Source organism: Diaphorobacter limosus, assembly GCF_033100095.1.
GTDB classification, from domain to species: Bacteria; Pseudomonadota; Gammaproteobacteria; order Burkholderiales; family Burkholderiaceae_C; genus Alicycliphilus; species Alicycliphilus limosus.
Window position 1 is genome coordinate 3,189,667 of record NZ_CP136921.1, and the last position, 26,322, is coordinate 3,215,988.

25 protein-coding genes and 1 pseudogene are annotated in these 26,322 nt (G+C 68.3%); 6 read left to right on the forward strand and 20 right to left on the reverse strand.

The features are described 5' to 3' along the window. Positions 1 to 58: 58 nt before the first annotated feature. From P4826_RS15285 to P4826_RS15300, 4 genes are all read right to left on the reverse strand, one after another. Entirely contained in the window at positions 59 to 1,027 is a 969-nt protein-coding gene (locus P4826_RS15285) for a threonine dehydratase (RefSeq protein WP_317701230.1), read from the reverse strand. A 3-nt stretch (positions 1,028 to 1,030) separates the two neighbouring features. Next, entirely contained in the window at positions 1,031 to 2,209 is a 1,179-nt protein-coding gene (locus P4826_RS15290) for an aminotransferase-like domain-containing protein (RefSeq protein WP_317701231.1), read from the reverse strand. A 120-nt stretch (positions 2,210 to 2,329) separates the two neighbouring features. Beyond that, entirely contained in the window at positions 2,330 to 3,241 is a 912-nt protein-coding gene (locus P4826_RS15295) for a DMT family transporter (protein WP_317701232.1), read from the reverse strand. Next, positions 3,238 to 3,837 carry a LysE family translocator gene (locus P4826_RS15300; protein WP_317701233.1) on the reverse strand — a complete coding sequence of 200 codons (600 nt, stop codon included), beginning with the start codon at positions 3,835 to 3,837 and terminating at the stop codon, positions 3,238 to 3,240. The genes P4826_RS15295 and P4826_RS15300 overlap by 4 nt, the downstream gene beginning before the upstream one ends. A 117-nt stretch (positions 3,838 to 3,954) precedes the next feature. Between P4826_RS15300 and P4826_RS15305 the strand changes: the two genes are divergently transcribed. Continuing rightward, complete coding sequence (locus tag P4826_RS15305) at positions 3,955 to 5,415, forward strand: aminotransferase-like domain-containing protein (RefSeq protein WP_317701234.1); 1,461 nt, start codon at positions 3,955 to 3,957, stop codon at positions 5,413 to 5,415. A 128-nt stretch (positions 5,416 to 5,543) separates the two neighbouring features. Here P4826_RS15305 and P4826_RS15310 read toward each other — a convergent pair. The 14 genes and pseudogenes from P4826_RS15310 to flgB form a co-directional block, all read right to left on the reverse strand. Further along, a pseudogene (locus P4826_RS15310) lies at positions 5,544 to 6,512 on the reverse strand (NAD(P)H-dependent flavin oxidoreductase); the annotation flags it as partial. 73 nt (positions 6,513 to 6,585) lie between these two features. Next, positions 6,586 to 7,986 carry a sodium-dependent transporter gene (locus tag P4826_RS15315; protein ID WP_317701235.1) on the reverse strand — a complete coding sequence of 467 codons (1,401 nt, stop codon included), beginning with the start codon at positions 7,984 to 7,986 and terminating at the stop codon, positions 6,586 to 6,588. 211 nt (positions 7,987 to 8,197) lie between these two features. Then, entirely contained in the window at positions 8,198 to 9,409 is a 1,212-nt protein-coding gene (locus P4826_RS15320; protein WP_317701236.1) for an HDOD domain-containing protein, read from the reverse strand. A gap of 64 nt (positions 9,410 to 9,473) precedes the next feature. After that, entirely contained in the window at positions 9,474 to 10,724 is a 1,251-nt protein-coding gene (gene flgL / locus P4826_RS15325) for a flagellar hook-associated protein FlgL (protein WP_317701237.1), read from the reverse strand. 187 nt (positions 10,725 to 10,911) lie between these two features. Next, positions 10,912 to 12,897 (reverse strand): flagellar hook-associated protein FlgK, encoded by a 1,986-nt coding sequence (gene flgK / locus P4826_RS15330; RefSeq protein WP_317701238.1) that lies wholly within the window; start codon positions 12,895 to 12,897, stop codon positions 10,912 to 10,914. Between the two features lie 13 nt (positions 12,898 to 12,910). Then, the gene (flgJ, locus tag P4826_RS15335) at positions 12,911 to 13,846 is read right to left on the reverse strand and encodes a flagellar assembly peptidoglycan hydrolase FlgJ (RefSeq protein ID WP_317701239.1); all 936 of its coding nucleotides are present in this window, start codon (positions 13,844 to 13,846) and stop codon (positions 12,911 to 12,913) included. Further along, the gene (locus P4826_RS15340) at positions 13,846 to 14,991 is read right to left on the reverse strand and encodes a flagellar basal body P-ring protein FlgI (RefSeq protein WP_317701240.1); all 1,146 of its coding nucleotides are present in this window, start codon (positions 14,989 to 14,991) and stop codon (positions 13,846 to 13,848) included. Before P4826_RS15340 ends, flgJ begins: the two co-directional genes overlap by 1 nt. A gap of 926 nt (positions 14,992 to 15,917) precedes the next feature. Further along, the gene (locus tag P4826_RS15345) at positions 15,918 to 16,598 is read right to left on the reverse strand and encodes a flagellar basal body L-ring protein FlgH (protein ID WP_317701241.1); all 681 of its coding nucleotides are present in this window, start codon (positions 16,596 to 16,598) and stop codon (positions 15,918 to 15,920) included. A 10-nt stretch (positions 16,599 to 16,608) separates the two neighbouring features. Next, entirely contained in the window at positions 16,609 to 17,391 is a 783-nt protein-coding gene (gene flgG, locus P4826_RS15350; RefSeq protein WP_317701242.1) for a flagellar basal-body rod protein FlgG, read from the reverse strand. A gap of 17 nt (positions 17,392 to 17,408) precedes the next feature. After that, positions 17,409 to 18,149 (reverse strand): flagellar basal-body rod protein FlgF, encoded by a 741-nt coding sequence (gene flgF, locus P4826_RS15355; protein WP_317701243.1) that lies wholly within the window; start codon positions 18,147 to 18,149, stop codon positions 17,409 to 17,411. 25 nt (positions 18,150 to 18,174) lie between these two features. Further along, positions 18,175 to 19,452: a flagellar hook protein FlgE gene (gene flgE, locus P4826_RS15360; RefSeq protein WP_317701244.1), complete on the reverse strand. Its 1,278-nt coding sequence runs from the start codon at positions 19,450 to 19,452 to the stop codon at positions 18,175 to 18,177. Between the two features lie 41 nt (positions 19,453 to 19,493). Next, the gene (locus P4826_RS15365) at positions 19,494 to 20,156 is read right to left on the reverse strand and encodes a flagellar hook assembly protein FlgD (RefSeq protein ID WP_317701245.1); all 663 of its coding nucleotides are present in this window, start codon (positions 20,154 to 20,156) and stop codon (positions 19,494 to 19,496) included. A gap of 16 nt (positions 20,157 to 20,172) precedes the next feature. Beyond that, positions 20,173 to 20,577, reverse strand: coding sequence for a flagellar basal body rod protein FlgC (gene flgC / locus P4826_RS15370; RefSeq protein ID WP_317701246.1), 405 nt, complete (start codon positions 20,575 to 20,577; stop codon positions 20,173 to 20,175). 11 nt (positions 20,578 to 20,588) lie between these two features. Further along, positions 20,589 to 21,005 carry a flagellar basal body rod protein FlgB gene (gene flgB, locus P4826_RS15375; RefSeq protein WP_317701247.1) on the reverse strand — a complete coding sequence of 139 codons (417 nt, stop codon included), beginning with the start codon at positions 21,003 to 21,005 and terminating at the stop codon, positions 20,589 to 20,591. A 208-nt stretch (positions 21,006 to 21,213) separates the two neighbouring features. Between flgB and flgA the strand changes: the two genes are divergently transcribed. The 3 genes from flgA (at position 21,214) to P4826_RS15390 (ending at position 22,746) form a co-directional block, all read left to right on the forward strand. Beyond that, positions 21,214 to 21,948, forward strand: coding sequence for a flagellar basal body P-ring formation chaperone FlgA (flgA, locus tag P4826_RS15380; RefSeq protein ID WP_317701248.1), 735 nt, complete (start codon positions 21,214 to 21,216; stop codon positions 21,946 to 21,948). Positions 21,949 to 22,041: 93 nt separating this feature from the next. Further along, the gene (flgM, locus tag P4826_RS15385) at positions 22,042 to 22,365 is read left to right on the forward strand and encodes a flagellar biosynthesis anti-sigma factor FlgM (protein ID WP_317701249.1); all 324 of its coding nucleotides are present in this window, start codon (positions 22,042 to 22,044) and stop codon (positions 22,363 to 22,365) included. 42 nt (positions 22,366 to 22,407) lie between these two features. Then, positions 22,408 to 22,746, forward strand: coding sequence for a hypothetical protein (locus P4826_RS15390; RefSeq protein ID WP_317701250.1), 339 nt, complete (start codon positions 22,408 to 22,410; stop codon positions 22,744 to 22,746). 47 nt (positions 22,747 to 22,793) lie between these two features. Here P4826_RS15390 and phhA read toward each other — a convergent pair whose 3' ends face one another. Next, positions 22,794 to 23,624: a phenylalanine 4-monooxygenase gene (gene phhA, locus P4826_RS15395; protein WP_317701251.1), complete on the reverse strand. Its 831-nt coding sequence runs from the start codon at positions 23,622 to 23,624 to the stop codon at positions 22,794 to 22,796. A 1-nt stretch (position 23,625) separates the two neighbouring features. Further along, positions 23,626 to 24,753, reverse strand: a complete 1,128-nt coding sequence (gene hppD / locus P4826_RS15400; protein ID WP_317701252.1) for a 4-hydroxyphenylpyruvate dioxygenase — start codon at positions 24,751 to 24,753, stop codon at positions 23,626 to 23,628. 163 nt (positions 24,754 to 24,916) lie between these two features. Here hppD and P4826_RS15405 point away from each other — a divergent pair, with 163 nt between their 5' ends. Further along, a complete protein-coding gene (locus tag P4826_RS15405) occupies positions 24,917 to 25,402 on the forward strand; it encodes an Lrp/AsnC family transcriptional regulator (protein ID WP_317701253.1) in 486 nt (161 codons plus the stop codon). Between the two features lie 149 nt (positions 25,403 to 25,551). After that, on the forward strand, positions 25,552 to 26,274 hold the full coding sequence (locus P4826_RS15410; protein WP_425605178.1) for a GNAT family N-acetyltransferase: 723 nt from the start codon (positions 25,552 to 25,554) through the stop codon (positions 26,272 to 26,274). The last annotated feature ends 48 nt before the right edge of the window (positions 26,275 to 26,322 follow it).

Below are 26,322 nucleotides of genomic sequence, written 5' to 3' on the forward strand. Positions count from 1 at the left end.
CGCTGGCACTTGTCCTGTGTGCGACAGCAGCTATCAATTTAATAGTTTCAGGGCGATCTCAGAGCGCGCCCAGCACGCGCGCGAACATGGCCGCGTCCACATTGCCGCCGGTCAGCGCCAGGCCCACGCATTGGCCGTGCAGCATGTCCTTTTCCTGCAGTGCGCCGGCCAGGGCCGCGGCGCCCGCGCCCTCGGCCACGTTGTGGGTGTCGGTGAACAGCGCGCGCATGGCGGCGGCCACCTCTTCGTCCGTGACCTGCACCAGGTGATCGAGCTCGTCCCTGAGGATGGCGAGAGCATCGGGGTCGGCCAGGCGCACGGCCATGCCGTCGGCCAGCTGGGTGCTGACGGGCGACTCGACCACGCGGCCGGCGGCAAACGACTCGGCATAGGTAAGCGCGCCGCTGCTGACCACGCCCACCAGGCGCACGCCATGGCCCAGGGCGCGCTTGGCCGCCACGGCGGCGCAGGCGCCCGAGCCCAGGCCGATCGGCACATAGGCCCAGTCCATGTGCGGCACGGCGCGCAGGAATTCCCACCAGTAGCTGGCCACGCCGCGCACCAGGGCCGGATGGTAGCTGGGCACCATGTGGGCGCCGCGCTGCCCGGCCAGCTGGAGCGCATGCTCGCGCGCGGCCTGGAAGTCCTCGCCATGCTCCACCAGGTTGACGCCCAGCGCGCGCATGGCGGCGTTCTTTTCCACCGAGTTGCCATGCGGCACGCAGATGGTGCAGGCCACGCCATGCAGGCGCGCGGCCCAGCCAATGCTCTGGCCATGGTTGCCGCGCGTGGCGCTGATGACCTCGCGCGGCAGCCGGCCGTCTTGCGCCAGCTGGGCAAAGTAGCTCAGGCCGCCGCGGATCTTGAACGCGCCCACGGGGCCGTGGTTCTCGTGCTTGAGCCAGCACTCGGCGCCCAGGCGCTCGGCCAGCAGACCCCAGCGGTACTGGGGCGTGGGCTGGAACTGCCGGTAGATGAGCTGCGCCGCGGCCTCGATCTCGGCCAGCGTGGGCAGCGGCGCGGTCATGGTCTAGAGCGCCTGGCGGATGGTGGCGGCCAGGGCCGCAATGCCGGTGTCGATCTGCGCGGCGCTGGCCGTGACGAAGGACAGGCGCAGCGTGCGCGGGTCGCCATGGTCGGCATAAAAGGCGGCGCCGGGCACGAAGGCCACGTTGCGCTCCACGGCCTTTGGCAAAAGCTCGATGGCGTTCATGCCCTCGGGCAGGCGCACCCACAGGAACATGCCGCCGGCGGGGCTGTTCCATTGCACGCCCAGGCCGGCCATCTCGCGCTCCAGCGCGGCCAGCATGGCGTCGCGCTGGTGCTTGTAGAGCGCGCGAATGGTGGGCACATGGCGCGCCAGGAAGCCGTCCTTGAGCACCTCGGCGACGATGCGCTGGTTGAAGCTGGGCGTGTGCAGGTCGGCCGCCTGCTTGGCCTGCAGCAGCTTGGGGTAGATGGCCTTGGGCGCCACCACATACCCCAGGCGCAGGCCCGGGGCCAGCACCTTGGAGAAGCTGCCCAGATAGATGCAGCCCTCGGGGTTGCGCGCCGTCAGCGGTGCGGGCGGCGGCTGGTCGAACCACAGGTCGCCGTAGGGGTTGTCTTCGACCAGCGGGATGCCCAGCTCGGCGGCCTTGGCCGACAGCGCGGCGCGGCGCTCCTCGCTCATGGTGCGGCCGGTGGGGTTCTGGAAGTTAGGCAGCAGGTACATGAAGCGGGCCGCATCGGCGCCGCTGCCGGCCTGGGCCACAAAATCTTCCACCAGCGGGCCCTGGTCGTCGCTGGCCACGCTGACGATATGCGGCTCCATGGGCGTGAAGGCCTGCAGCGCGCCCAGGTAGGTGGGTGTTTCGACCAGCACGCGGCTGCCGGTATCGGCCAGAACCTTGGCCACCAGGTCCAGGCCCTGCTGCGAGCCGGTGGTGATCAAGACCTGGGCCGGGTCCACATCCCAGGGCAGCCAGCTGGCGACGGCCTCGCGCAGCGCGGGGTAGCCCTCGCTGGCGGCGTACTGCAGGGCCGACTGGCCGTCGTGCGCGAGCACGCTGGCGCAGGCCTGGGCAAATTCTTGTATCGGGAAGGTCTTGGGCGAGGGCAGGCCGCCCGCCAGGCTGATGATGCCGGGCTTCTCGGTGACCTTGAGGATCTCGCGGATCACCGAGGGGTTCATCTTTGCCGCGCGTGCGGCCAGGGTCCAGTTCGTCATGGGTTTATCTCCAATAGGCGCGCGGGTGTTGCGCCATCCATCTGCTCAAAAAAAATGCCGTTGTGCGGCGGTGCGCGGCCGGCGGGGGTAGCCGGTCGCGCGCGCAGCATAACCGCAAGCCTAATTCCCTACTGGCATGCGCCTGCCGATGGCCACCGTGGCCACCACCGCGGCGGCAAAGCCCAGCGTCACCATGTCCAGCGGCTCGCCCAGCAGCGGAATCGCCGCCAGGATGGAAAAAAACGGCTGCAGCAGCTGCGTCTGGCTCACGCGCAGCGCCCCGCCCAGGGCCAGCCCCCGGTACCAGGCAAAGAAGCCGGCCCACATCGAGAACACGCCCACGTAGATGAAGCCGCCCCAGGCCGAGGGCGCCACGCTGTGCGTGGGCCACAGCCACAGCGCGGCCGGCAGGGTGACGGGCAGCGCCAGCAGGCAGACCCAGCAGATCACGCGCTCGGCACCCAGCGCCGGGGTGATGCGCGCGCCGTGGATGTAGCCGACCGAGGCCGCCACCACCGCGCCTACCAGCAGGGCATCGGCCGCCTCGACGCTGAAGCCATGGCCCTGCTGCCAGCCGCGCAACAGCGAAAACGCCACCACCAGCAGGCTGCCCAGCACGGCGCAGACCCAGAAACCCAGGCGCGCGCGCTGCTGCAGCACCAGCACGGCGACGACGGCCGTCACCAGCGGCAGCAGCGCCGTGACCACCGCGGCATGGCTGGCCGTGACGCTGCGCAGCGCATAGGCCAGCAACAGTGGATAGCCCAGCGTGTTGCCCAGCACGGCCCAGCCCAGATGTTTGAAATGCTGCCGCTCTGGCCGTGGCGAGCGCGTGACGAGCAGAAAGGCCGCCGACAGCAGGCCCGCCAGCGCGGCGCGGCCCAGTGTCACGAACCAGGGCGAGAGCTGGGGTTGCTCGGCCGTGCCGGTGGCCAGCCGCGTGGCCGGCAGGGTCACGGCAAAGATCGCCACGCCCAGCACGCCCAGCCACAGGCCCAGGGTTTGATCACGGTGCGAGCCGGCGTTGTTCATGCCGCCACCATCCACAGCGCCGTGGCCACCAGCACTGCCGCCATCACGCGGTTGAACCACAGCAGCCGCCGCCCCTGGGCCAGCCAGTGGCGCAGCAGCGCGCCCGCGGCGGCGTAGGTGAGGTTGCTGGCGAAGGCAAAGGCCATCATCACCGGCAGCACCAGGGCCAGGCGCTGCAGATGATCCGGTTGCCCGACGACCCAGCCGGCGACGATGGTCAGCGCCAGCAGCCAGGCCTTGATGTTCACGAACTGCAGCAGCGTGCCCTGCCAGAAGCCGACCGACAGGCGCGCGGCGTCGGCCTCGGACAGCTGGCCCGAGCGCGCCAGCCGCAGTGCCAGCCACAGCAGGTAGCCGATGCCCACGGCCTTGATGGCCCAGCGCAGCGCCGGCAGCGCCAGCACCAGCGCGCCCAGCCCGCCGGCGCACAGCAGCAGCAGCGCGCTCCAGCCCACGGGCACCGACAGCACGAAGCGCATCGCCGCCGGCAGCCCGCGGTTGGCCGCCAGGGCCGTGGACAGGGTGGTGTTCGGGCCGGGCGTGAAGCTCATCGCGGTGGCCAGCACCAGCAGGGCGGTGAATTCAACCAGGGGCATGGGGCGTTGTGGGGCAGGGGCAGGAAGGCTGTACTGTAGGGGCAGACGCCATTACAGTACCGGTACAGTCAAACCCACACATGAAGCAACTGTACCGGTTCATCCACTGACACAGCCATGCTTACCCGCAGCCCCGACCGCAGCCTGACCGAACAACTCGCCGAGCGCTTTGCCGAGCGCATACGCACGCGCCTGCTGCCCGCCGGCGCGCGTCTGCCCTCGGTGCGCGAATGCGCGCGCCAGCAGGGCGTGAGCCCCCACACCGTGGTCGCGGCCTACGACAAGCTGCTGGCCCAGGGGCTGGTGGAGGCTCGGCGCCAGCGCGGCTTCTATGTGCGCGACATAGTGCAAAAAATGCCGCTAGGGCAGGATGGGCAAGCGCAGACAGCTATTCTTTCAGAAGCAACAGCGGCATCCCCACTGGGCCCCATGGGCCTGTGCCTGCCGGGCTCGCGGATCAACGCCACGGCGCTGATCCGCGGCATGTTCCACCAGGTCTCGAACAAGCCCCAGCCTGGCTCGGGCGTGCTGCCCGTGGCCTGGCTGGAAGAGGCGCGCTTCCTGAGCGCCGCCGTGCGCAAGATCACCGCCGGCCCGGCGCTGCAGGGCGGCTCGCTGAGCTACGGCGAGCCCATGGGCGACGCCGGCCTGCGCCAGGCGCTGGCGCGGCGCATGGCCGACATCCACATCCCCGCCCGGCCCGGGCAGATCATCACCACCGTGGGCGCCACGCAGGCGCTGGACATCGTCAGCCGCACGATGCTCAAGGCCGGCGACCCGGTGATGGTGGAGGAGCCCGGCTGGAGCGTGGAGTTCGCGCGCCTCGAAGCCCTGGGCATGCGCGTGCTGCCCGTGCCGCGCGGCCCCGAGGGGCCGGACCTGGCCGTCATGGCGCGCTACTGCGAGCTGCACGCGCCCAGGCTGTTCGTCAGCGTCAGCGTGCTGCACAACCCCACGGGCTACAGCCTGTCGCCGGCCGGCGCGCACCAGGTGCTGCAGCTGGCGCAGCGGCACGACTTTCACATCGTCGAGGACGACACCTACGGCCATATCGCGCCCGAGCGCGCCACGCGCCTGTCCATGCTCGACGGCCTGCGCCGCACCATCTATGTGAGCGGTTTCGCCAAGATCCTGGCGCCCAACTGGCGCATAGGCTACCTGGCGGCGCCGCCCGACCTGGTGGAGCGCATGCTGGACACCAAACTGCTGTCCACCCTGACCACCCCCGCCATCCTGGAAAAGGCGCTGGCGCTGTGCATAGACCAGGGCCAGCTGCGCCGCCACGCCGAGCGCATGCGCCAGCGCATCGCCCAGGCGCGCACGCGCAGCGTGCAGCTGGCCCTGGCGGCCGGCTGCCGCTTCGCCGCCGAGCCCGCCGGCATGTTCGGCTGGGTGGACACCGGCGTGGACACCGACATGCTGGCCCAGCGCCTGCTGGACGAGGGCTACCTGATCGCCCCCGGCGCCCTGTTCCACGCCACGCGCCAGCCCTGCACGCTGATGCGCATCAACTTTGGTAACACGCAGGAGCCGGCGTTCTGGCGGGCGTGGCAGCGGGTGGTGGCGTCGGTGAAATAAGCCGCCTGGCCAGCGAGCGGAGAGGGATTCAACGGCCGCGCTGGCCAAGGGTGCCCCTGGATCCCGGCTTTCGCCGGGATGACGGTCAACCCTTTGTTGCCGGGTCAGCAGGCCGGGTGCAGCTCCTGCGCCGCATCCTCGGCAATGCGCCGCACGCGCTCGCCCGCGGGCTCTACGTCGCCGATGCGATCCACGCCCCGGCCGGCGTACAGGGCCATGCCTTCGAAATCGCCCGTCATGGAGCGCAGCGGCGAGTCGGTGCTGAACAGGTAGATGGGCCGGCCCTCTTCTTCGCCAATGGTGGTGCGGGCGGCGGCGCTGAAGGGGTCGCCGCGCTCGCCGCGGGTGACGCTGCTCGCCAGCACGCGCACGGCGGCGTGGGGCGGCCAGTTGATGTGGAAGTCTTCGGTCAGCACGGTGTCGCTGGCGCGGGCGGCGACCAGGCGGCGCTTGTGGTAGTCGTGGGCAAAGGATTCCGGCGTGGCGATCAGGGCCGTGCCCAGCACGGCGGCCTGGGCGCCCTGGGCCAGCACGCGCGCCACGTCACGGCCATCGGCCAGGCCGCCGGCGGCGGCCACGGGCACGCGCGCGTGGGGCAGCAGCTCGGCCAGCAGCTGCATCAGCGGCTGGCGCCCGCGCACATGGCCGCCGGCCTCCACGCCCTGGGCGATGAGGGCCTGGGCGCCGGCGTCCTGGGCGTCCAGCGCGTCCTGCAGCGAGCCCACCTGGTGCACCACGGTGATGCCGGCGGCGCGCAGCCGCGCGATCAGGGGCCGGTCCACGTCCCAGAACAGGCCGACCACGGGCACGCCGAGCGCAATGCACAGATCCACCTGGCTCTGCAGCAGCGCGGCGGGCGTGCCGGCGGGGATGAGGTTGACGCCAAAGGGCCGGTCGGTGCGTGCGCGCAACTGGGCCACCTCGCGCTCGATGAGCGCCAGCGGCTCGCGCACCATGCCCAGGAAGCCAAAGCCGCCGGCCTCGGTGACCGCGGCCACCAGCTCATGGCGCGAGACGCCGCCCATGCCGGCCAGCAGCAGCGGCAGGCGGCAGCCCAGCAGCTGGCACAGTGGGGTGGGGCTGAGGGTGGCTGGCATGGCATCTCCTGTTGGCGGCTGACGGGCCGGCCATGATGCGGCGCCATCGCCAGTGGTGCAAGCGCCCCGGACATCAGGCGCTGCCAAACACCCCCAGCCCGGCCAGCATGACCAGCCCGATCAGCACCGGCGTGACCCAGCGCAGCAGCAGGCTCAGTGCGCGCGCCAGGGCGCGGTTGTGCAGCTGGCCCTGGTTGGACAGCTGCGCGGCAAAGGCCTGCTCACCCCAGGCCCAGCCGACGAAGAGGGCGATGGCGATGCCGCCCATGGGCATGAGCAGGTTGGACGAGAGGTAGTCGGCCCAGTCGAACAGCGTGCGCCCGCCGGGGCGGATATGGGCCAGCAGGCTCTGGCTCAGGGCGCAGCCCGTGCCTAGCAGCATCAGGATCAGCAGCGTGAGCAGCGTGGCCCGGGGCCGCGCCAGGCCCCAGCGCTCGTGCAGTATCACCACCGGCACCTCCATGATGGACAGCATGGCGCCGGTGGCGGCAATCGCGATCAGGATGAAGAACGCCGCCAGCAGCACCTGGCCGCCCGGTATCTGCGCGAACACCGCGGGGATGGTGATGAACACCAGCGACGGCCCTGCCGAGGGCGCGAAGCCGAAGCTGAACACCGCCGGAAAGATGGCCATGCCGGCCAGCAGCGACACCGACAGGTCAGCCAGCATCACGCGCGTGGCGGTGGCCGGAATGTTCTGCCCGGGCGTGAAGTAGCTGCCGTAGGTCATCATCGTGCCCATGCCGATGGACAGCTTGAAGAACGCCAGCCCCATGGCGGTAAGCACTACGGCGGGCGTGATCTTGTGCCATTCGGGCGCGAACAGGAACGACAGCGCCAGGCCCGCGCCCGGCAGCGTCAGGCTGTAGCCGCACAGCAGAAGCAGCAGCAGGAACAAGAGCGGCATCAGCTTCTTGGTCACCGCCTCTATGCCCTTGGTCACGCCCAGCAGCAGGATGGAGCCGATGAAGGCCAGCACCACCCATTGCCACAGCAGCGACTGCACCGGGTCTGTGACCAGGGCGTCGAAGCTGGCCTGGGTCTGCGCCGGGTCGGCGGACAGCAGGCTGCCGGCGAGCGCCTTGGCCACATAGGCAAACACCCAGGCGACGACCTCGGAGTAGAACGACAGGATCAGGAAGGCCGCCGCCATGCCCCCCAGGCCGACCAGCCACCAGGGCGCGCCGCGGGGCGCGAGCTGGCGCAGCGCCGAGATCGGGTTGGCGCGCGCCTGGCGGCCGATGGCGATCTCGGCCACCATCAGCGGCAGGCCGATGAGCAGCGTGGACAGCAGATAGACCAGCAAAAAGCCCGCCCCGCCGTTGGCGCCGGTGAGCGAGGGGAACTTCCAGATATTGCCCAGCCCGACGGCCGAGCCCAGCGTGGCGGCGAGCACGCCCAGGCTGGAGGAAAAACCGGCGCGGCCGGCGCCCGCATGGTGCGGCGGCGTGCCGGGGGAGTCTGGTGAACTCATGATTTGATAGCTGTTTGCGCCCAGTGTACGGGCGCTGTGGGCCTAAAAGGCCTGACTATGTACATGCCGCAGAGGGACCTCACCCCTCCCTCTCCCCAAAGGGGCGAGGGCGATCGGTTGCGCCGGTTTTTACTCCCTCTCCCTCTGGGAGAGGGTGGGGGTGAGGGCCGCCACCGTATCTGAGGCATGTCGCCAGTCAGGCAAAAAAGCCTCAATGCCCGGCGGGCCGCTCCACCGCCAGCTCGGACAGCACGCGCAGCAGCGCGCGGTTGATGTCTTCCAGCTCCAGCTCATGCGCCTCGCACAGCTGGACGATGGCGCCGGCGCTGTCGCCCTCGAGCGCGCAGGCCAGCTCCAGGCTGGGGGCGTAGGCGCCGGTGCGCAGCACGGCGGCGTTGTAGATGCGCTCGGACAGCGGCAGGCGGTGCAATATGGCGCCCAGGTTCTCGTGCAGCAGCTCGTCGAGTTGCGAGAACAGGCCGGCCAGATACACCTCGCCGCGCAGCTCGGTGCCGGCGCCGGCCTGCAGCAGCTGCTCGGTCAGGCGCGCGCGCAGCACCATGGCGCTGCGTATCGGGCGCAGGTCGGGCTCGGTGGCGCAATGCGGCAGCTGGTCGGACAGCCAGCGCGAGAGCGAACCGTAGCCCATCATCACCAGGCCGCGGCGCAGCGAATCCACCCCCGTGCGCAGGCCCAGCGCCGCCGAATTGGTATAGACCAGGAAGCGGTGGGCCAGCAGCGGGTCCTGGCCCAGGATCTGCTCCAGGCGGTCTATCGACTGGTCATCGTCTATGGCCTTGAGCAGCTTCTGCACCACCTCGTGCGCCGGCGCCAGCGGCTGGTGGCGCAGGCTGTGCAGCACATCCTCCATGGGCCAGCCGGCCACGGCCAGGGCACGGCCCTGGTCCAGGCATTGCGAGAGCAGCGCGCGGCTGGCCACGTTGTCGTACATCTGCCCGGCGATCAGCGGGCTGGGCTGCTTGCCGCCGGCTGCCTGCAGCGCGGCGGCGGCATCGCTGCCGGACAGCTGCAGCAGGCTGTTGTCGAACAGGCGCGCGGTGTCGGCGTCGGGCAGGCGGCTCAAGGTGCCGCTCCACACCAGGCGCAGGCCGCGGCCATGGGCGCGTTGCACGTTCTCGCGCACGGCGGGCAGCGCCAGCCAGTCGCCCGGCACCGCTATCCAGGGCGCGCCGCGCGGGGCGTGCTGCAGCAGATCGATGAGCAGCGCCTGCGAGCGCGGCGACAGCAGCAGCGGCGCGGACGCGGCGCTCCACAGCTCTTGCAGGGTGCGCAGCAGGTGCGCGGCATCGACCCGCTGGCTGCCATGGCCATGCACGTACAGCTGCACGCCGGCGAGCTTGCGCGCGGCATTCCATAGAGGGCGGTAGCCCAGTACCAGGCTGCCTAGGACGGATTGGACCATGGGGTGGGGTCAGGCAATGGAGATGATGGCTGCGATTGTCGCGCCTTCGAACATGCTCCAGGCCCTATCCGTTGACGTAGTTGAACAGCGACAGGCGCTGCACCTGGGCATAGGACTTGAGGGCCGCCTCCAGGCCGACGTTGGCGTTCTGGAAGTCGGAGATGCCCTTGAGCATGTCCAGGTCTTCGGCGCGCGAGCGGTCGGCCTCCAGCTGGATGGAACGGCTTTCCTGGTCGCCCGTGATGCGGTCGGCGCGGTTGAGCAGCTCGCCGGCGTAGCCGCGGATATTGCTCAGGCGCTCGATGCCGGCGTCCATGTGGGCCAGCGCCTGGCTGACGGTCTGCGCGGCCTGGGTGCTGCTGGTGGCGTTGGTGATGCCCTTGATGGCGCTGTCGATCGAGCTCATCAGGCTGGGGCTAGGCTGCAGCCCCACCTTGTCGCCCACGACGGGCGTGCCCTGCAGGCTGAAGTTCATCACCGAAACGCCGCCGTCGGTGATGGTGATCGGTATCGGCTGGCCGGTGACGGCGGATGCCGTGAAGGGGCCGCCGGGGACGGCAACGCCGTTCTTCGTCAGGCTGTACTGCACCTGCGTGTTGCCACCGCTGGTGGTCACGCCGCCGATCTGCAGCTCGTAGCCGGCGCCAGCCAGCACGTCGCGGTTGGAGGTGGTGACGGCGCTGGTCACCAGGGAGCTGCCCGGGGCCTGCGTCACGCTGGCGCCATAGATGCCGTCGCGCACCGGGTCGAACATCAGCGCCGCATGGCCGTCCACCGTGGTGGCGATGCTGGTGCTGTCGCTGCTGGCCTGGCCGGGCTGGCCTATGAATTGGTAGTCGGGGCTGCCGGTCAGTGGCCCGGTGAAGGGCTGCAGCGCGCTGCCCAGGGCGCCCAGCAGCGGGATGCCGTTGGTGTCCTTGCGGTTGATCACGTCGCGCAGCTGCTCCTGCAGGCTCTGGATCTGGTTGGCGTAGGTCTTGCGGTCTTCGTTCTTCAGCGCGCCGCCGCCGGCGCCCACCATGAGCTGGCGCATCTCCTGCACCAGGCCGATGGCGTCGCCCAGCGTAGTCTCGGCCTGGGTGATGGCGTTGCGCTGCACCTCCAGCGCGCGCTGCTCGGTCTGTATGCGGCTGATGCGGGTGAGGGCGCGCTCGGCCTGGGCGGCGGCCACGGGATCGTCGCTGGGGCGCACCACGCGCTTGCCGGAGGTCAGGTTCTCCTGCAGATCCACCAGGGTCTTTTGCCGTGTGCTCAGGTTGCGCACCGAGCTGTCGTACATGTTGGCGGTGCTGACGCGAAAGAAGGAGCTGCTCATGGCGGTATTCCTATCGATGACTCATTGCGCTGCGCGCGACCCATGATCCATGCAACTGGCGCAACCCAGGCGAGGGCCGCCGCGCAAGGGCCGCCCCGCCGCGCTGGCGGCGTCCCCCTTCCCGCAGCGCGTAGCGATGCGAGAGAAGGGGGAAGCGGCACAGCCGCTCAGGGGGTTGGTCTTCATCTCAGCGTCCCATGCTCTGGATCAGGTTGTCGAAGATGTTCTGCGCGATCTGCAGCATCTTGGCCGAGGCCTGGTAGGCCTGCTGGTACTGGATCAGCCGCGCGGCCTCTTCGTCCAGGTTGACGCCGGAGACGGCCGTGCGATCCGCCTCCAGGTTGCTGGCAATCGAGTTGGACAGCTCGGCGGCGTAGCTGGCGCTCTGCGTGCGCGTGCCGATCTGGGCCATCAGGCCGGCGTAGCCGTCGGACAGCTTGGACTCGTCGAACATCTTCACGTCGCGCAGCGCCATCAGCGCCGAGGCATTGCCGGCGTTGCGGGTGTAGATGTCGCCGTATAGCGGATCCTTGGCGTTGCCGATGTTCACCGTATCGCCGTTCTTGGGCGTGCCCTGCAGCGTGACAGACCAGCCGTCGATGTTGATCGCCTGGCCCGAGGTGAAACCGTAGGTTGCGGGCGGCGCGGGAGGCGAGGGCAGGGCAGCGATGGGCGTGGGCGGATTGGTCGAAATATCCACGGGCGTGCCGGTCGTGCCGGCGATTGTAAAGCCCGAGCCGTTGAAGCTCAGCGTCACCGGGGTGCCGATGGCCGGCGGTGTGAGCGCTGGCATGCCGGTGGCCTTGAGGCCCGCGAGCTGCAGCGTGCCGCCATTGGACGTGCCCATGGCGGCGTTGATGGGGTTGGCCGCCGCCAGATCGCGCGGCGAGTTGACCAGGGACTTGATGTTGGCCGCGGCGTCGGCAAAGGGCTTGAACAGGATGCGCTCGCCCGCCGCGCCCGCGCCGGTGAGGTTGAACGTCAGGCCGTCGATGTTCTGCAGGCTCGGATCCGTGAGGCTGGTGAAGCCTGTGGTCTTGCCGTCGGACAGGCGCACCACCTGGCCCGCATTGGCTCCGGTAAAGCGCACCTCGTAGTCCGAGGCGGCGAAGCGCGTCGGGTCGGCGTAGCTGACATTGCTGCCCGCCAGGCCGGCGCTGCTGGTGTAGCCATTGGCGCCGGCGGGCACGGTGAACAGGTCGCCGCCGGGCTTGCCGTCCAGCGTCAGGCCCAGCCTGTTCTGCGCGTTCATGCTCATGCCTATGGCCAGCGCCATGCGCCCGAGCAGGTTGCGCCCCTCCACCAGGTCGTTGTTGGCAAACTTCAGCAGGCCGACCATCTCGCCGCCGCCCAGCATGTCCTCCTGCATCTCCGACGGCGTGGCGCCGGGGCGGTTGAAGAACAGGCGCATCTGGTTGCTGCCCGTGAACAGCTGTGATTCGGCCACCGACACCGATGCCGCCTGGTTGCCCAGCACCAGCGCCTGGCTGCCGCCGATGAACACGCCGATGGAGCCGTCGTCGGCCGGGATCTGCGTGGTCTGTATGTATTGGTTCAGCTCGCGTATCAGCTGGTCACGCCGGTCCAGCAGGTCGTTGGGCGACTGGCCGTTGCCCTTGGCGCGCGCCACCTGCTCGTTGGCCTCGGCAATGCTTTGCGCCAGCTGGTTGATGCGCGTGGCGTTGTTGCTCAGCTGCTCGTTCACCGAGTATTCGAGCTCGTGCAGCTGATTGCCGCTGTTGCGCATGCGCGATGCCATCTCGTTCATGCGCGTCAGCGTGACGGTGCGCGCCGTGATGTCGGAGGGCGCGGCCACCACGTCCACCAGCGAGTTGAGCATGTCGGATATCGCCGCCCCCAGGCCGGTGGCCCCGCCCTGGAACACGTCCTGCAGCTGCGTCAGGCGCTCGGCGCGCACCGTGTCGCCGGCCTGCACGGCCTGCGCGGCGGCGGCCTGGCGCGTCAGCAGCTCGTTGTGGTTGCGCATGATGGTGACCACGTTGACGCCGTTGCCGATATAGCCCGAACCGCTGAACTGGCCCTGCACCGTCTGCAGGTGCACGCTCTGGCGTGAATAGCCGGCGGTGCTGACGTTGGCGATGTTGTGCCCCGTGGTCTGCAGGGCCGTCTGGTTGGCGAGCAGGGCGCGGGCACCGACGCTGAGCAGGCTCATGATCTACCCCTTGTCAGGCCTGTGTGCCTGTGGCCCGGGCCAGCAGCGGCGAGCGCGCTATGCCGTGCGTGCTCTGGATGGCGCGGCTGAGCTTGGTGGCGTATTGCGGGTCGGTGGCGTAGCCGGCCTTTTGCAGCTCTGCCGCAAAGGCCACGGCCGAATGGGTCTTGGCGCGCGCCTTCTCGTAGCGCGGGCTGTCGTTGATCAGGCGCGCGTAGTCCTTGAACGAGTCCTCGTAGGAGTCGTAGGCGCGGAATTTGGCCACCGTCTTGCGCGGCACGCCGTTCACGTACTCGGTGGTGGTCACCTCGGCCACCTTGCCGGTCCAGCCCTTGCCGGCCTTGATGCCGAACAGGTTGAAGGCGTTGCTGCCGTCCTTGTTGCGGATCTCGCTTTTGCCCCAGCCGGTCTCGTGGCCGGCCTGGCCCAGCATGAAGCTGGCGGGAATGCCACTGTCCTGCGCCACGCGCTCGGCGGCGGCGCGGTGGTGCTGCACGAAGTCGTCGCGCCCCTTGGGGCCACGCACGCGCGGGTTGTCCGCGGGGGCGGCCTTGCGCAGCGTGGTGTCCAGGCTCAGCGTGGAGCCGGGCACCAGGGCGGTCTGGCCGTCGCCGCCGAGCTGCTTGGACAGCTGGCGCTGGATGGCGTCCGACAGGCCGCCGGGCAGGCCCGACATCTGCACCGACAGCTGCTGGTCGAGCAGGTCATTCGCCAGGTTGCCCTCGGCGCCATCGAGCAGGCCGGACTTGGCCGTGGCCTCGCGCATGCTCTTGATCAGCTCGCGCATGAACAGCGATTCGAGCTGCTTGGCGGCCTCTTGCACCGCACCCTGGGTGGCCTGCGCGTCGCCCTGGGTGGACTGGAATTTCAGCGCATTCAGCGAGCGCCCATCGACGGCCAGCGCCTGGCGGGCGTTGACCGTGGTGCTGGGGTTCAGCGGGATGCTCATCAGATCACCTCCAGCTCGGCATTCAGCGCGCCCGCCGCCTTGATGGCCTGCAGGATGGCCAGCAGGTCCTGCGGCGTGGCGCCCAGGGTGTTGAGGGCGCGCACCACGTCGGCCAGTTGCGGCGAGGCCGGCACCTGCAGCACCTTGCCGCCGTCCTGCTTGATCTGGATGTCGCTCTTTTGTGCGACCACGGTCTGGCCCTGCGACAGCGGTGCCGGCTGGCTGATGACCGGCGTGCTGCTGATGGTGATGGACAGGTTGCCATGGGCGATGGCGCAGGGCCCCAGCGTCACCGCCTGGTTGAGCACGATGGAGCCGGTGCGCGGGTTGATCACCACCTTGGCCGCAGGGGTGGAATCGGGCAGCGGCAGCTCTTCGAGCTCGGCAATGAAGTTCACGCGCGCACCGGGGTCTTGCGGTGCCTGTACCTGCACCGTACGACCGTCGAGCGCCGTGGCCGTGCCACCGCCCAGGCGCTCGTTGATGACGCGCGCCACCTTGCGCGCGGTCTGGAAGTCGGATGCGTTCAGGCCCAGTTTGATGGTCTCGCCCTCGTGCAGCGGCGTGGGCACGCTGCGCTCTACCTGGGCGCCATCGGGCACGCGGCCGGCGCTCAAATGGTTGACCTGCACCTTGGAGCCGCCTGCCGATGCGCCCGCGCCGCCTACCACCACGTTACCCTGGGCCAGGGCGTAGATCTCGCCATCCGCGCCGCGCAGCGGCGTGGCAATCAGCGTGCCGCCCTTGAGCGACTTGGCATTGCCCATCGAGGCCACGGTCACGTCGATGCTTTGCCCCGGCTGGGCAAAGGCCGGCAACTGCGCGGTGACGATCACCGTGGCCACGTTCTTGAGCTGCGGCGCCGTGGCGCCCGCGGGCAGGCTGATGCCGGCCTGTTGCAGGTAGTTCTGCATGGCCTGGGTGGTGATAGGCATCTGCGTGGTCTGGTCGCCCGTGCCGTCCAGCCCCACCACCAGGCCGTAGCCTGTGAGCTGGTTGCTACGCACGCCCTGCACCGCCGCCACCTCCTTGATGCGCAGCGCATGCGCCGGCTGAGCCGCAGCCAGCGCCAGCAGCCCGAACACGGCCAGCTGCCGCAGCGCGCCGATGGCCGTCGATGAAAGGGGCAGGGCAAGCGTGGTCATGGCAATGATTGTGGGCGTGTGCCCCGCCATGCAAAGCGCCGAAAAGATGCCGGAAAGCCCGTTAATTGCCGGACACCGACGCCAAGAACTAATCGGAATTAATGGGGGTCAGATTCCAATTAATTTTGGCCTCTAGCGCTTGGTGGTATTGCGTGGGTAGCTCTACTTTTTGATGTTGCTGGCCGGGATGTGCGCCCGGCGGCGCACCTACCTTTCTTTGCTTCGTCAAAGAAAGGTAGGCCAAAGAAAGACGACCCTACTGTCCGTGTCCCTTCGCTTCGCTACGGGCAACCTGCGATGCTCGGTCACGGGGCGTGCCGCAGAACTCACTGCGCGCTGCGCGCTTCGTTCAAACAACTGCGGCAAGTCAGTTCACGAAGGCTGGCGTCCTGCGGCGCCAGCCCGCCCCGCGCCCTGCGCTTCTCGGCACGGCCAGAAGGGAGGGGGACGACACGGGCCATCGCTGTGCTTGGCCCGGCAAAAGGCGTGCCCCGCGCGGGGCCGAGCGCAGCGATGGCCCGTGTCGGGCTATTCAACCCCCTGGGGCTGCGCCTGGGGCGGGGCGCTTGCGGGGTGAGCATGCGCGTCGAAGCGCGCATGCTTGCGTAGACTGATTTGCCGCAGTTGTCTGAACGAAGCGCGTAGCGCGCAGTGAGTTCTGCGGCACACCCCGCAAGCGCCCCGACCCAGGTTTGCCCCGTAGCGCAGCGAAGGGGTCGCAGACTTGGGGGCGTGTTCTTTGCCTCCTTTCTTGCACGAGCAAGAAAGGAGGTCGCCCGCCGGGGCGAGACCCGGCCAGCCAAAATCAAAAAGAAGAGCTACCCACGCAATACCACCAAGCGCTAGAGGCCAAAATTAATTGGAATCCGACCCCAATTAAACCCAAATTAATTGGAATCCGACCCCAATTAAACCCCAATTAACCCCTAAAACGGCGCCACCGAGTTGAACGCCCGCGACAGCCAGCCCATGGCCTGGGCCTCGCTTTGCGCGCCGCGCCCGCGCGACTGCACGCGGGCGTTGGCCACCTGGGTGGAGGCCACCACGCTGCCCGGCTGCAGCGAGCGCGGATCCACCGTGCCCGAGAAGCGCAGCACGTCCACGTTCTCGTTCACGCCGATCTGCTTCTCGCCGGCGACTACCAGATGGCCGTTGGGCAGCACCTCGACCACCGTGGCGGTGATGGAACCGGTGAAGGTGTTGCTGTTCTCCGTGCCGCCCTTGCCCGAGAACGCGTTCTCGCTCTTGGCCCCCAGGCCCAGCTTGCCCAGCACATTCGCCTTCAGGAAGGGGAAGGCAGAGACGCCGGCCGAGGTCTCGGAGCTGCGATCGACGTTGGAGCTGGAGTTCTGCTTGGCCGTCACCTTCTCCACGATCTGGATGGTGACGATGTCGCCCACCAGCCGCGCGCGCCGGTCTTCAAACGCCGGGCGGTAGCTGGCGGCGTGGAACAGGCTGCCGGTGGTCGCCACCTGGGGCCTCGGGGTGGCGGCCACGGGCGGCGGCGTGGTGGGCAGCAGATCCACCGGCGGCGGCGGGTTCAACGTGGCGCAGCCCGTCAGCAGGGCCAGGGCGGCGGTGGCGGCAAGGCGCGCGGCGGCGGTCATGGCGGCTCCCTTACAGCTGCGACAGCTTGGCCAGCATCTGGTCGCTGGTCTGGATGGCCTTGGAGTTCATCTCGTAGGCGCGCTGGGTCTGGATCATGGTCACCAGCTCCTCCACCACGTTGACGTTGGAGGTCTCCAGAAAGCCCTGGCGCATCACGCCCAGGCCGTTGGTGCCCGGCTGGCCCTGCTGCGGCGCGCCGGAGGCGGCGGACTCCTTGTACATGTTCTGCCCCACGGGCTGCAGGCCGGCGGCGTTGATGAAGCTGGACATGGCCAGCTGCCCCAGCTGCTGCGGCTGCGGGTTGCCGGCCAGCGTGGCGCTGACCACGCCGCTCTCGCTGATGCTGATGCTGGTCGCGCCCTGCGGCACGGTGATGCCGTTGGCCACCGGCAGGCCGCCGGAGGTGACCAGGCGCCCCTGCGAGTCGAGCTGGAACGAACCGTCGCGCGTGTAGCCAATGGTGCCGTCGGGCAGTTGCACTTCAAAGAAACCGTTGCCGTTGATCGCCACGTCCAGGCTGTTGCTCGACTGCTGCAGGCTGCCCTGGGTGAAGTTGCGGCTGGTGGCCACGGTGCGCACGCCCAGCCCTAAGTGCAGGCCGGTGGGGAGCTGGTTTTCCTCGCTGGTCTGGGCGCCCACCTGGCGCAGGTTCTGGTAGATCAGGTCTTCGAACACCGCGTTGTTGCGCTTGAAGCCGGTGGTGGAGACGTTGGAGAGGTTGTGCGAGATCACGTCCAGCTGCGTCTGCTGGGCGGTCATGCCGGTCTTGGCGATCCACAGGGAATTGATCATGGTGTTCTCCTCGGTGTTTAGCCGTTCAGGCTGAGCAGCTGGGCGGCGCTCTTGTCGTCGTTCTCGGCGGTCTGCATCAGGCGCATCTGCTGCTCGAACTGGCGCGCCGCGGCGATCATGCCGACCATGGCCTCGACCGGGTTCACGTTCGAGCCCTCCAGCGCGCCGGACACCATGCGCGCCTGGTTGTCATTGCCCATGGGCTCGCCCGAGGTGGTGCGAAACAGGCCGTCGTCGCCGCGTTTGAGCGGGTCTTGTGCATCGGGCGTGGCCAGTTTGATGCGCCCCAGGTTCTGCGGCTGCTGGCCAGGTATCTGGGCGCTGATGGTGCCGTCGGCGCCCAGGCTCAGCTCGGCGCCCTGCGGCGCGGTGATGGGCGCGCCGCCGTCGGACAGCACGGCCAGGCCGCCGGGGGTGGTGAGCTGGCCCTCGGCGTTGAGCTCGAAATGGCCGGCGCGGGTATAGGCCTCGGTGCCGTCCAGGCCCTGCACGGCAAACCAGGCATTGCCCACGGCCATGGCGTCCAGCGGGCGGCCGGTGGTCTGCGCCGGGCCGGGGGTGTCCACATGACCGGAGGTGGCCTCCAACGCGAACACGCGTGTGGTCGAGCCGCTGCCCTGCAGCGGCACCGAGCGGAAGTTGGCCATCTCGGCGCGAAAGCCCTGGGTGGAGACATTCGCCAGGTTGTTGGACAGCACCGCCTGCCGGTGCGCGGCGGCGCTGGCGCCGGTCATGCTGGTGTAGATGATGCGATCCATGGCGGGGTCTCCTGCTCAGGCGTCTTCAGCGCAGGTTGACGAGCGTGGACAGCACCTGGTCCTGCGTCTTGATGGTCTGCGCGTTGGCCTGGTAGGCGCGCTGCGCGGTCATCATGTTCACCAGCTCGGCCGTCAGATCGACGTTGGAGTCCTCCAGCGCACCCGAGCGCAGCGCGCCAAAGGCGCCCTCGGTGGGGACTCCCATGACGGGCTGGCCGGACTCGAAGGTCTCCTGCCAGAGGTTGTTGCCGATGTCCGCCAGACCCTGGGTGTTGCGAAAGCTGGCCAGCGCCACCTGGCCCTCGGCGCGCGTCACGCCGTTGGAGTAGCTGGCCATGATGGTGCCGTCGTTGCCGATATTGATGCCGGTGAGCTGGCCGGCGGTGTAGCCGTCCTGCGTGAGCTCGGAGACGGCGAACTTGGTGCCGAACTGGGTCACGCCGTCCAGGTTGACTTGCACCGTGTAGGCCGGCAGGTTGTTCGGGTTTGGGGTGGGTGGAGCGATGGTCACCGGCATCTGAAAACCCGTGGCGGGTGGCGTGGCGGCGGGGCCGATGATGTTGCCGTTGTTGTCGAACTGGATCTGGCCAATGGGCGTGGCCACGATGGGCGGCGTGGCGTTCGGGTCGTCGAGCTTGTCGTAGACGTCCCAGGTGTTGGCGCCGTTCTTCTGGAAATACAGGCTCACCGGCGTGGCCACGCCCTGGCTGTCATAGACATTGATCGAGGTGCCATAGGTCGAGCGCGGCGTCGGCGCCACCGGTGGCGTGGCCGCGGCATTGCCCGCGGCGTCGGGCGCGCGCGCGTCCAGGTTGAACGAGGCCTTGATGGTCGTGCTCTCCTTGGCCGGGATGGGTACGCCCGTCGGAAAGGACAGTGGCTGCGGCGTGCTGGCGGTGCGGGTTCTGGTGACGGGATCCATGGGGTAGCCCATGACCTTGCCGTGGTTGTTGGTGACCACGTTGCCCTTGTCGTCCAGCTTGAAGTTGCCGGCGCGCGTATAGGCCGTGCTGCCGTCGGGCTGCTGGATTCTGAAGAAGCCATTGCCGTTGATGGCCACGTCCAGGTTGTTGCCGGTCACCGAGATATTGCCCTGCGTGAACTGCTGGGCCACGGCGCCCACCTGCACGCCTATGCCGGCGTTGCCCGAGCCGGCCGTGCCGATGGCGTTGGCCACCATGGCGGCAAACTCGGTGCGCGAGGCCTTGAAGCCCACGGTGCCCGAGTTGGCGATGTTGTGGCCGATCACGTCCAGGTTCTTGCTGGAGGCGTTGAGGCCCGAGAGGCCTTGCTGGAAACCCATGGTGTGCTCCTTGTCGGTGAGGGGTGGCTGGCGTGATGGCGTTAGAGCACGCCGAGGATGTTGGCGTAGTTGACGGTGCTGCCGTCGGCGAGGGTCAGGGTCAGCGCGCCGGACTTGGAGCCGGTGGCCAGCACCTGCGACTGGGTCAGCGGCGTGGCCTTGACCGCGGTCTCGCCATTGGCGGCGGTGACGCGAAAGCGCAGCTCGGCCGCGTTGCCCTGGTATTTGCTGGCGTCCCATTCAAAGTTCAGCCGCCCGCCCTCCTGCGCGCCCATGTCTATGGTGTCCACGGCCACGCCGCCGGGCGTGACGATCTCCACCTTGACGCTGCTGGCGGCGCCGGCCAGGTCGAACATGCCCTTGCCGGTCTTGTCGTCCAGGCTCATGCGGTCGCCCTCGGACAGCACCGAGCGGCCGATCAGCGAAATGCCCTGGATCTGCTGCATGGTGCTGAACTGCTCGGCCATGGTCTGCATGGTCAGGTTCAGCGTCTGCAGGCCGGTGACGGTGTTGATCTGCGCCATCTGCGTGGTCATCTGCGCGTTGTCCAGCGGGTTCATCGGGTCCTGGTTGTTCAGCTGGGCGACGAGCAGCTTCAGGAAGCGGTCCTGCATCGCGCTCGGGTCGGTCGATGAGTCGCGCGTCTTGGACGTGGTGTTGGCGCCGTTGTCCAGCGCGCTGGTGTCGATGGGGGAAATGTTCATGCTTGTCCTCCCGGCCTTATTGGCCCATCTGCAGGGTCTTGAGCAGCAGCGACTTGGCCGTGTTCATGACCTCGACGTTGTTCTGGTACGAGCGCGAGGCCGAGATCATGTTCACCATCTCCTCCACCGCGTTCACGTTGGCGTGCGTCACATAGCCCTCGGCGTCGGCCATGGGGTTCATGGGGTCATGCACGCGCCGGCCGGGCGTGTCGCTCTCCTGGATACCGGTGACGCGCACGCCGGCGGCGCCGTCCGATCCCATGGGCGTGGTCTGGAACACCACCTGGCGCGCCTTGTAGGCCTGGCCGTCGGGGCCGGCCACGGCGTCCACGTTGGCCAGGTTGCTGGCGACGACGTTCAGCCGCTGCGACTGCGCGCTGATGGCGCTGCCCGAGACGTTGAAGATGGAAAACATCGACATGCGAAGGCTCCTTATTGACCCTGGATGGCGCTGAGCATGGTCTTGGCGTTGCCGTTGATGAAGCGCAGCGTGGCCTCGTAGCGCACGGCGTTGTCTACGAAGGCGGCGCGCTCTCTATCCATGTCCACCGTGTTGTTGTCCAGGCTGGGCTGGGTCTGCACGGCATAGCCCAGCGTGCTGTCGCCGCTGCCCGTGCGCGCGGCGGGCAGCGGGATATGGCGCGCATCGCTCACGCTCTGGCGCGTGAGCGTGCCGGGGCTGCGGCCCTCGTCCACGGCGCGCATGGCGTCGGCAAACTTGAAGTCGCGCGCCACAAAGCCCGGCGTGTCGGCATTGGCGATGTTGCTGGCAATGGTGCGCTGGCGCTCGGCACGCAGCAGCAGCGCGTTGCCGTGAAAGTCCAGTCGCTGGGTCAGCTTGTCGAGCATGGGGGCCTGCAGTCCTTGTGGTTGGGGGCTTGCGGCGCCACGGCCCGGGGGCTTTTGTGGCGTGCGTCGATTATGGAAATCGCCCCGCTTTTCTAAAGCCCGAAGAACGCGGGCATTGGCCCTTTGTTTGCGTGTTATCGCCGTGGGGTCGCGCCTACAGTGACGGCTGAGAAACGGCGCCTGTCGCGTCGTTTGCCGGAGTCACGCCATGCCGCATTCACCATTCCGCCGACAACGTGCCGCCACCTGGTTGGCCTGGGCTTGCCTGGCTGGCCTGGCGGCGCTGGCCGTGCCGGCGCGTGCCCAGGAGCAGACGCCCGAGCTGGGCGCCATCACCCAGCGCTGGCTGGATGCGGCCCTGGCCCAGGATCAGGGCGCATTGCCGCTGCGCATGGAGGTCAGCGTAGGGCAGCTCGATCCGCGCCTGCGCCTGGCGCCCTGCGCGCGTGTCGAGCCGCATCTGCCCGCCGGCGCCCGCCTGTGGGGGCGCACCCGGCTGGGGCTGCGCTGCGTGGAGGGGGCGGTGCGCTGGAATGTGTACCTGCCCATCACCGTCAAGGCCTTCGGCCCGGCCTGGGTGCTGGCGGGCGGCGTGGCCGCGGGCGCTGTGCTCAAGGAGGGTGACGCCATCGAGTCCGAGGTCGATTGGGCCGCCGAGAGCGCCGCCATCGTCGCCAGGCCCGAAGCCTGGGTGGGTCTGATTGCGGCGCGGCCGCTGCAGGCGGGCCAGGCGCTGCGCCAGAACATGCTGCGCGCGCCCGACCTGTTTCAGTCCGGCGCCTCGGTGCGCGTGGTGGTGCAGGGGCAGGGCTATGCCGTGACAGCCTCGGGCCAGGCGCTGAGCGCCGGCGCGCAGGGGCAGAATGTGCGTGTACGCATGAGTAATGGCCGCTTTGTATCGGGCATTGTTCAGGAAGATGGGACAATAGAGGCCACTCTGTGAACCATTGAGCCGCACAAAGCGCTAAAGTCCGCCCACCACTGGCCGAAAACATGGCTACTGGCCCCGCAGCAGATCGGGGTAGTGGAGAGTGTGATGAAAATAGGAAACAACCCGGACACCGCGAATCTCTTGTCGCAGGCCGCAGCCGCCAGGCAGCAGGCCAAGGCGGCCGCACCCGCGCCGGCCGCCGAGGCCGCCGCCCAGGGTGCGTCGCGCACCGCGGCGGGGGTTCCCGTCACGCTGTCGGCCACGGTGCGTGGCGCGGATGCCAGCCGCAGCAGCGCCGACTTCGACGCCGGCAAGGTCAAGGCCGTGAAGGCGGCCATAGAGAACGGCACTTTCAAGGTCAACGCCGAGGCCGTCGCCGACAAGCTGCTGGCCAACGCCGAGGAAACCCTGTCGCGCTCGCGCGGCTGAGTGCTGCCTGCCTGACGGGGTGGTCGGCTCTGGACTTGCCCCATGTCTATCGACAACACCCTTTCCCTTATCGAAGCGCAGCTGCAGGACATGCAGGCTGCGCTTTTGTCTTCCGACCCCCAGGCTCTGGAGCAAACGGCCGCGCAACTGCGCCAGGTGGCCACCAGCCTGGCGCAGGCCGCAGGTGCCGGCCTGCCTGCCGCTGCTGCCGAGCGCATCCAGTCCATCGCCACGCGCCTGACCCTGGTGCGCGACCAGCTGGCCCGCGTGCTGGCCCTGACCGAGCGGCAGGCGGCGTCGCTGCTGCCCCCCGTGCAGGGCGTGACCTATGGGCCATCTTCCGGCGCGCAGGGTGCGCGCATCTATCGGGCGCCGGGGTAGTCTCCGGTTGGGTTAATTGGAATCTGACCCCAATTACGTGACCCCAATTACGGGTTGCGCTCGTCGGCCGCGAACTCGGGCAGGCCGCGCAGGCGTTCGTACAGTGGCGTGAAGTCGCCCTCGGTGAGCTGGAACAGCTGCTCGAAACTGTCGATGACGAAGTAGGTCTGCTGGTAGCTGTCGATCTTGTAGCGCGTGCGCATGGTGCGCTCCAATGTCAGCGGCAGGCGCTGGGGCTCGGGGCTGTGTACGCTGTAGGGCAGCTCGCCGTGCGAGCTCAAAATGCCCGCGCCATAGGCGCGCAGGCCCGCGCTTTCCCTGATCAGGCCGAACTCGATGGTGTACCAGTACAGCCGCGCCAGCATCTCGCAGGAGCCCAGGCGCGCGGCCTTCAGGCCGCCCTCGCCGTAGCGCTGCATGTAGTCGGCCAGCATGGGGTTGAACAAGAGCGGCACATGGCCGAACAGGTCGTGGAACACGTCGGGCTCGACGATGTACTCAAACTCTTCGGGCCGGCGTATCCAGTCGGTCACCGGGAACTTGCGATTCGCCAGCAGCTGGAAGAACGGCACCTCGGGGATCAGCCCTGGCACGGCCACCAGCTGCCAGCGCGTGGCCTTGTACAGGCGCTCGTTGATGTCATCGAAGCGCGGAATGCGCTCCTTGGCGCCCAGCTGGGGCAGGGCGGCGATGAAGGCCGCGCTGGCCAGGCCGGGCAGCTGCTCGCATTGCCGCAGGTACAGGCGGTGGTAGGTGTCGTGGTCCTGCGCGGTGTAGGCGGCCCAGTTTTGGGCGCAGGTGTAGTCGTCGGCGGCGCGCGTGTAGTCGCCGCGAGGCGGGCGCTCGCTGGCGCCATAGACGGCGGGTTGCACGGCCATGTCAGGCTTCCTTGGCGCCGGTGTCGATCACGCCGCGGTTCACCTGGTCGCGCTCCAGCGACTCGAAAAGTGCCTTGAAGTTGCCCTCGCCAAAGCCCTCGCGGTAGTCGCCGCGGCGCTCGATGAACTCGAAGAACACCGGGCCCAGCATGGGCGTGGAGAAGATCTGCAGCAAGAGGCGCGGCGTGCCGTCGGCCGTGGTGCCGTCCAGCAGAATGCCGCGCGCCTGCAGGTCGTTCACGTTCTGGCCATGGCCCGGCAGGCGCTTTTCCAGCATCTGGTAGTACACATCGTTGGGTGCGGGCGCCAGCGGTACGCCGGCCAGGCCCAGCTTGTCCACCACCTCGACCAGCGAGTCGCAGATCAGCGCGATGTGCTGTATGCCCTCGCCGTTGAACTGCATCAAAAACTCCTCGATCTGGCCGCCGCCCTGGCGCGCCTCCTCGTTCAGCGGGATGCGGATCTTGCCGTCGGGCGCCGTCATGGCCTTGGACGACAGGCCGGTGTACTCGCCCTGGATGTCGAAGTAGCGCAGCTCGCGGAAGTTGAACAGGCTCTCGTAGAACTTGGACCAGAACTCCATGCGGCCGCGGTAGACGTTGTGCGTCAGGTGGTCGATCTCGTTGAGGCCATGGCCCGCTGGGCGCTGCTCGACGCCGGGCAGCCATTCGAAGTCGATGTCGTAGATGGACTTGCCGTCCTCGAAGCGGTCGATCAGGTACAGCGGCGCGCCGCCTATGCCCTTGATGGCCGGCAGGCGCAGCTCCATGGGGCCGGTGGGAATCTCTATGGGCTGGGCGCCGAGCTCCAGCGCGCGCTTGTAGGCCTTGTGCGCGTCTTTCACGCGGAAGGCCAGGCCGCAGGCCGATGGGCCATGCTCGGCGCCAAAGTAGGCCGCCTGGCTGTGCGGTTCACGGTTCAGGATGAAGTTGATCTGGTTCTGGCGGTACAGCAGCACGTCCTTGGAGCGGTGTTTTGCCACCAGGGTGAAGCCGAGCTTCTCGAACACCGCCTCCAGCACGCCGGGCTGGGGCGAGGTGAACTCGACGAACTCGAAGCCCATCAGGCCCATGGGGTTCTCCCAGGCAGTGGTGTCGCGGGTGGCTTGGCTGGGCGGGGCTGCGGTCATGGGGTTTTGTCTCCGATGATTGGTGTAAACATGCCACTGTAGGCGTCTGCTGGCTCATGTTTCTGGCGAATGCATCCTGGTTCGATTCTCAATGTGCAGGAATGTTGCGCAACATCATTGCAATGTGCAGCTATTTGGCGTTGGCTGATTAAAATCCCTTGCCATGACCGAACGCACCGTTGCCCTGGACAAGCTCGACTGCGCCATCCTGCGCCGCCTGCAGGACAACGGCCGCGAGACCTACGACCTGATCGGCGAGCAGGTGGGCCTGTCACCCAGCGCCGTGCTGCGCCGCGCCAAAAGGCTGGAGGAGGAGGGCGTGATCGACCGCTACGTGGCCCTGGTGCGCCCCGAGCGCGTGGGGCTGGGCCTGACCGCCTACCTGAACGTGCGCCTGGAAAAGCACACCGAGAGCCACAAGCGCAACCCCATGGATCTGTTTCGCGCCAGCGTGCAGACCTGGCCCGAGGTGGTGGAATGCGCCGCCCTGACCGGCGAGATGGACTACCTGCTGCGCGTGGTGGTGCAGGATATGGCGCATTACAGCCGCTTCATCATGGACACCCTGCTCAAGCACCCCAGCGTACAGGACTGCAAGACCAGCTTCGTGCTCGACCGCGTCAAGGCCACCACCGCCGTGCCGGTCTGAATGTATACTATCATTAATATAGCTTGTAGCGCTTTTTGGACAAGCGCTACGGCCATATTTGATGCTGGTTGCAAAACCCCGACAAAGTATGCTGCAATGCAACATGTGCATGCGCGAAAACTAGGGAAAACCCTAGAATTCACAGCATCATGCTTTCTCCCCACCATTGGCTGCGCACAACCCTTCTTGCCGGCCGCCACATGCTGCTGCCCGCCGGGCGGCGTGCTCACCGAGGCTTTGCCATGAACAGCATCGTCCCCATACGCGCCCTGGGCGCACAGCATCGCGAACGCGTCGCCAACCATCTGCTGGCGCTGACCGAGCGCGACCGTTACCTGCGCTTTGGCTACAGCGCCAGCGACGAGCAGGTGCGCCGCTACGCGGAGCTGCTGGACTTCGAGCGCGACGAGGTGTTCGGCATCTTCAACCGCCGCCTGCAGCTCATCGCCATGGCCCATGTGGCCTATGCCCAGTCCGAGGACACGCAAAGCTGCGCCGAGTTTGGCGTCTCGGTGCTGGCCAGCGCGCGCGGGCGCGGCTACGGCGGGCTGCTGTTCGACCGCGCCGTGACCCTGGCGCGCAACCGCGGCGTGAGCATGATGTTCATCCACGCGCTGACCGAGAACACGGCCATGCTGAAGATCGCGCGCAACGCCGGCGCCCGCGTGCACCAGGACGGCTCCGAGTCCCAGGCCTATCTGCAGCTGCCGCCCGCGGGGCTGGACACGCGCATGTCCAAGATCGTGGCCGAGCATTTCGGCGAGGTCGACTATCAGCTCAAGAAGCAGGCGCGCCAGTTCTGGAGCCTGTTGGCCGACATGCAGGAAATCCGCCAGGGCGTGCAGGACGGGCGCCACCAGGCGGCCGAGTAGCACCGCGCGGCGGATCGCGGCCGGGGCGATCCGCTATCCTTGGGCCCC

Excerpts from the sequence above, each read along its gene's own strand:
- P4826_RS15315 (WP_317701235.1), bottom strand. The coding sequence starts at position 7,986 with ATGAGTTCACCAGACTCCCCCGGCACGCCGCCGCACCATGCGGGCGCC.
- flgA (WP_317701248.1), top strand. The coding sequence starts at position 21,214 with ATGCCGCATTCACCATTCCGCCGACAACGTGCCGCCACCTGGTTGGCC.
- hppD (WP_317701252.1), bottom strand. The coding sequence starts at position 24,753 with ATGACCGCAGCCCCGCCCAGCCAAGCCACCCGCGACACCACTGCCTGG.
- P4826_RS15345 (WP_317701241.1), bottom strand. The coding sequence starts at position 16,598 with ATGACCGCCGCCGCGCGCCTTGCCGCCACCGCCGCCCTGGCCCTGCTG.
- flgC (WP_317701246.1), bottom strand. The coding sequence starts at position 20,577 with ATGTCGATGTTTTCCATCTTCAACGTCTCGGGCAGCGCCATCAGCGCG.
- P4826_RS15405 (WP_317701253.1), top strand. The coding sequence starts at position 24,917 with ATGACCGAACGCACCGTTGCCCTGGACAAGCTCGACTGCGCCATCCTG.
- flgF (WP_317701243.1), bottom strand. The coding sequence starts at position 18,149 with ATGGATCGCATCATCTACACCAGCATGACCGGCGCCAGCGCCGCCGCG.
- flgB (WP_317701247.1), bottom strand. The coding sequence starts at position 21,005 with ATGCTCGACAAGCTGACCCAGCGACTGGACTTTCACGGCAACGCGCTG.
- P4826_RS15300 (WP_317701233.1), bottom strand. The coding sequence starts at position 3,837 with ATGCCCCTGGTTGAATTCACCGCCCTGCTGGTGCTGGCCACCGCGATG.
- P4826_RS15305 (WP_317701234.1), top strand. The coding sequence starts at position 3,955 with ATGCTTACCCGCAGCCCCGACCGCAGCCTGACCGAACAACTCGCCGAG.
- P4826_RS15365 (WP_317701245.1), bottom strand. The coding sequence starts at position 20,156 with ATGAACATTTCCCCCATCGACACCAGCGCGCTGGACAACGGCGCCAAC.
- phhA (WP_317701251.1), bottom strand. The coding sequence starts at position 23,624 with ATGGCCGTGCAACCCGCCGTCTATGGCGCCAGCGAGCGCCCGCCTCGC.
- P4826_RS15390 (WP_317701250.1), top strand. The coding sequence starts at position 22,408 with ATGTCTATCGACAACACCCTTTCCCTTATCGAAGCGCAGCTGCAGGAC.
- P4826_RS15290 (WP_317701231.1), bottom strand. The coding sequence starts at position 2,209 with ATGACGAACTGGACCCTGGCCGCACGCGCGGCAAAGATGAACCCCTCG.
- flgG (WP_317701242.1), bottom strand. The coding sequence starts at position 17,391 with ATGATCAATTCCCTGTGGATCGCCAAGACCGGCATGACCGCCCAGCAG.
- P4826_RS15285 (WP_317701230.1), bottom strand. The coding sequence starts at position 1,027 with ATGACCGCGCCGCTGCCCACGCTGGCCGAGATCGAGGCCGCGGCGCAG.
- flgM (WP_317701249.1), top strand. The coding sequence starts at position 22,042 with ATGAAAATAGGAAACAACCCGGACACCGCGAATCTCTTGTCGCAGGCC.
- P4826_RS15340 (WP_317701240.1), bottom strand. The coding sequence starts at position 14,991 with ATGACCACGCTTGCCCTGCCCCTTTCATCGACGGCCATCGGCGCGCTG.
- flgL (WP_317701237.1), bottom strand. The coding sequence starts at position 10,724 with ATGAGCAGCTCCTTCTTTCGCGTCAGCACCGCCAACATGTACGACAGC.
- flgJ (WP_317701239.1), bottom strand. The coding sequence starts at position 13,846 with ATGAGCATCCCGCTGAACCCCAGCACCACGGTCAACGCCCGCCAGGCG.
- flgK (WP_317701238.1), bottom strand. The coding sequence starts at position 12,897 with ATGAGCCTGCTCAGCGTCGGTGCCCGCGCCCTGCTCGCCAACCAGACG.
- P4826_RS15320 (WP_317701236.1), bottom strand. The coding sequence starts at position 9,409 with ATGGTCCAATCCGTCCTAGGCAGCCTGGTACTGGGCTACCGCCCTCTA.
- P4826_RS15410 (WP_425605178.1), top strand. The coding sequence starts at position 25,552 with ATGCTTTCTCCCCACCATTGGCTGCGCACAACCCTTCTTGCCGGCCGC.
- flgE (WP_317701244.1), bottom strand. The coding sequence starts at position 19,452 with ATGGGTTTCCAGCAAGGCCTCTCGGGCCTCAACGCCTCCAGCAAGAAC.
- P4826_RS15295 (WP_317701232.1), bottom strand. The coding sequence starts at position 3,241 with ATGAACAACGCCGGCTCGCACCGTGATCAAACCCTGGGCCTGTGGCTG.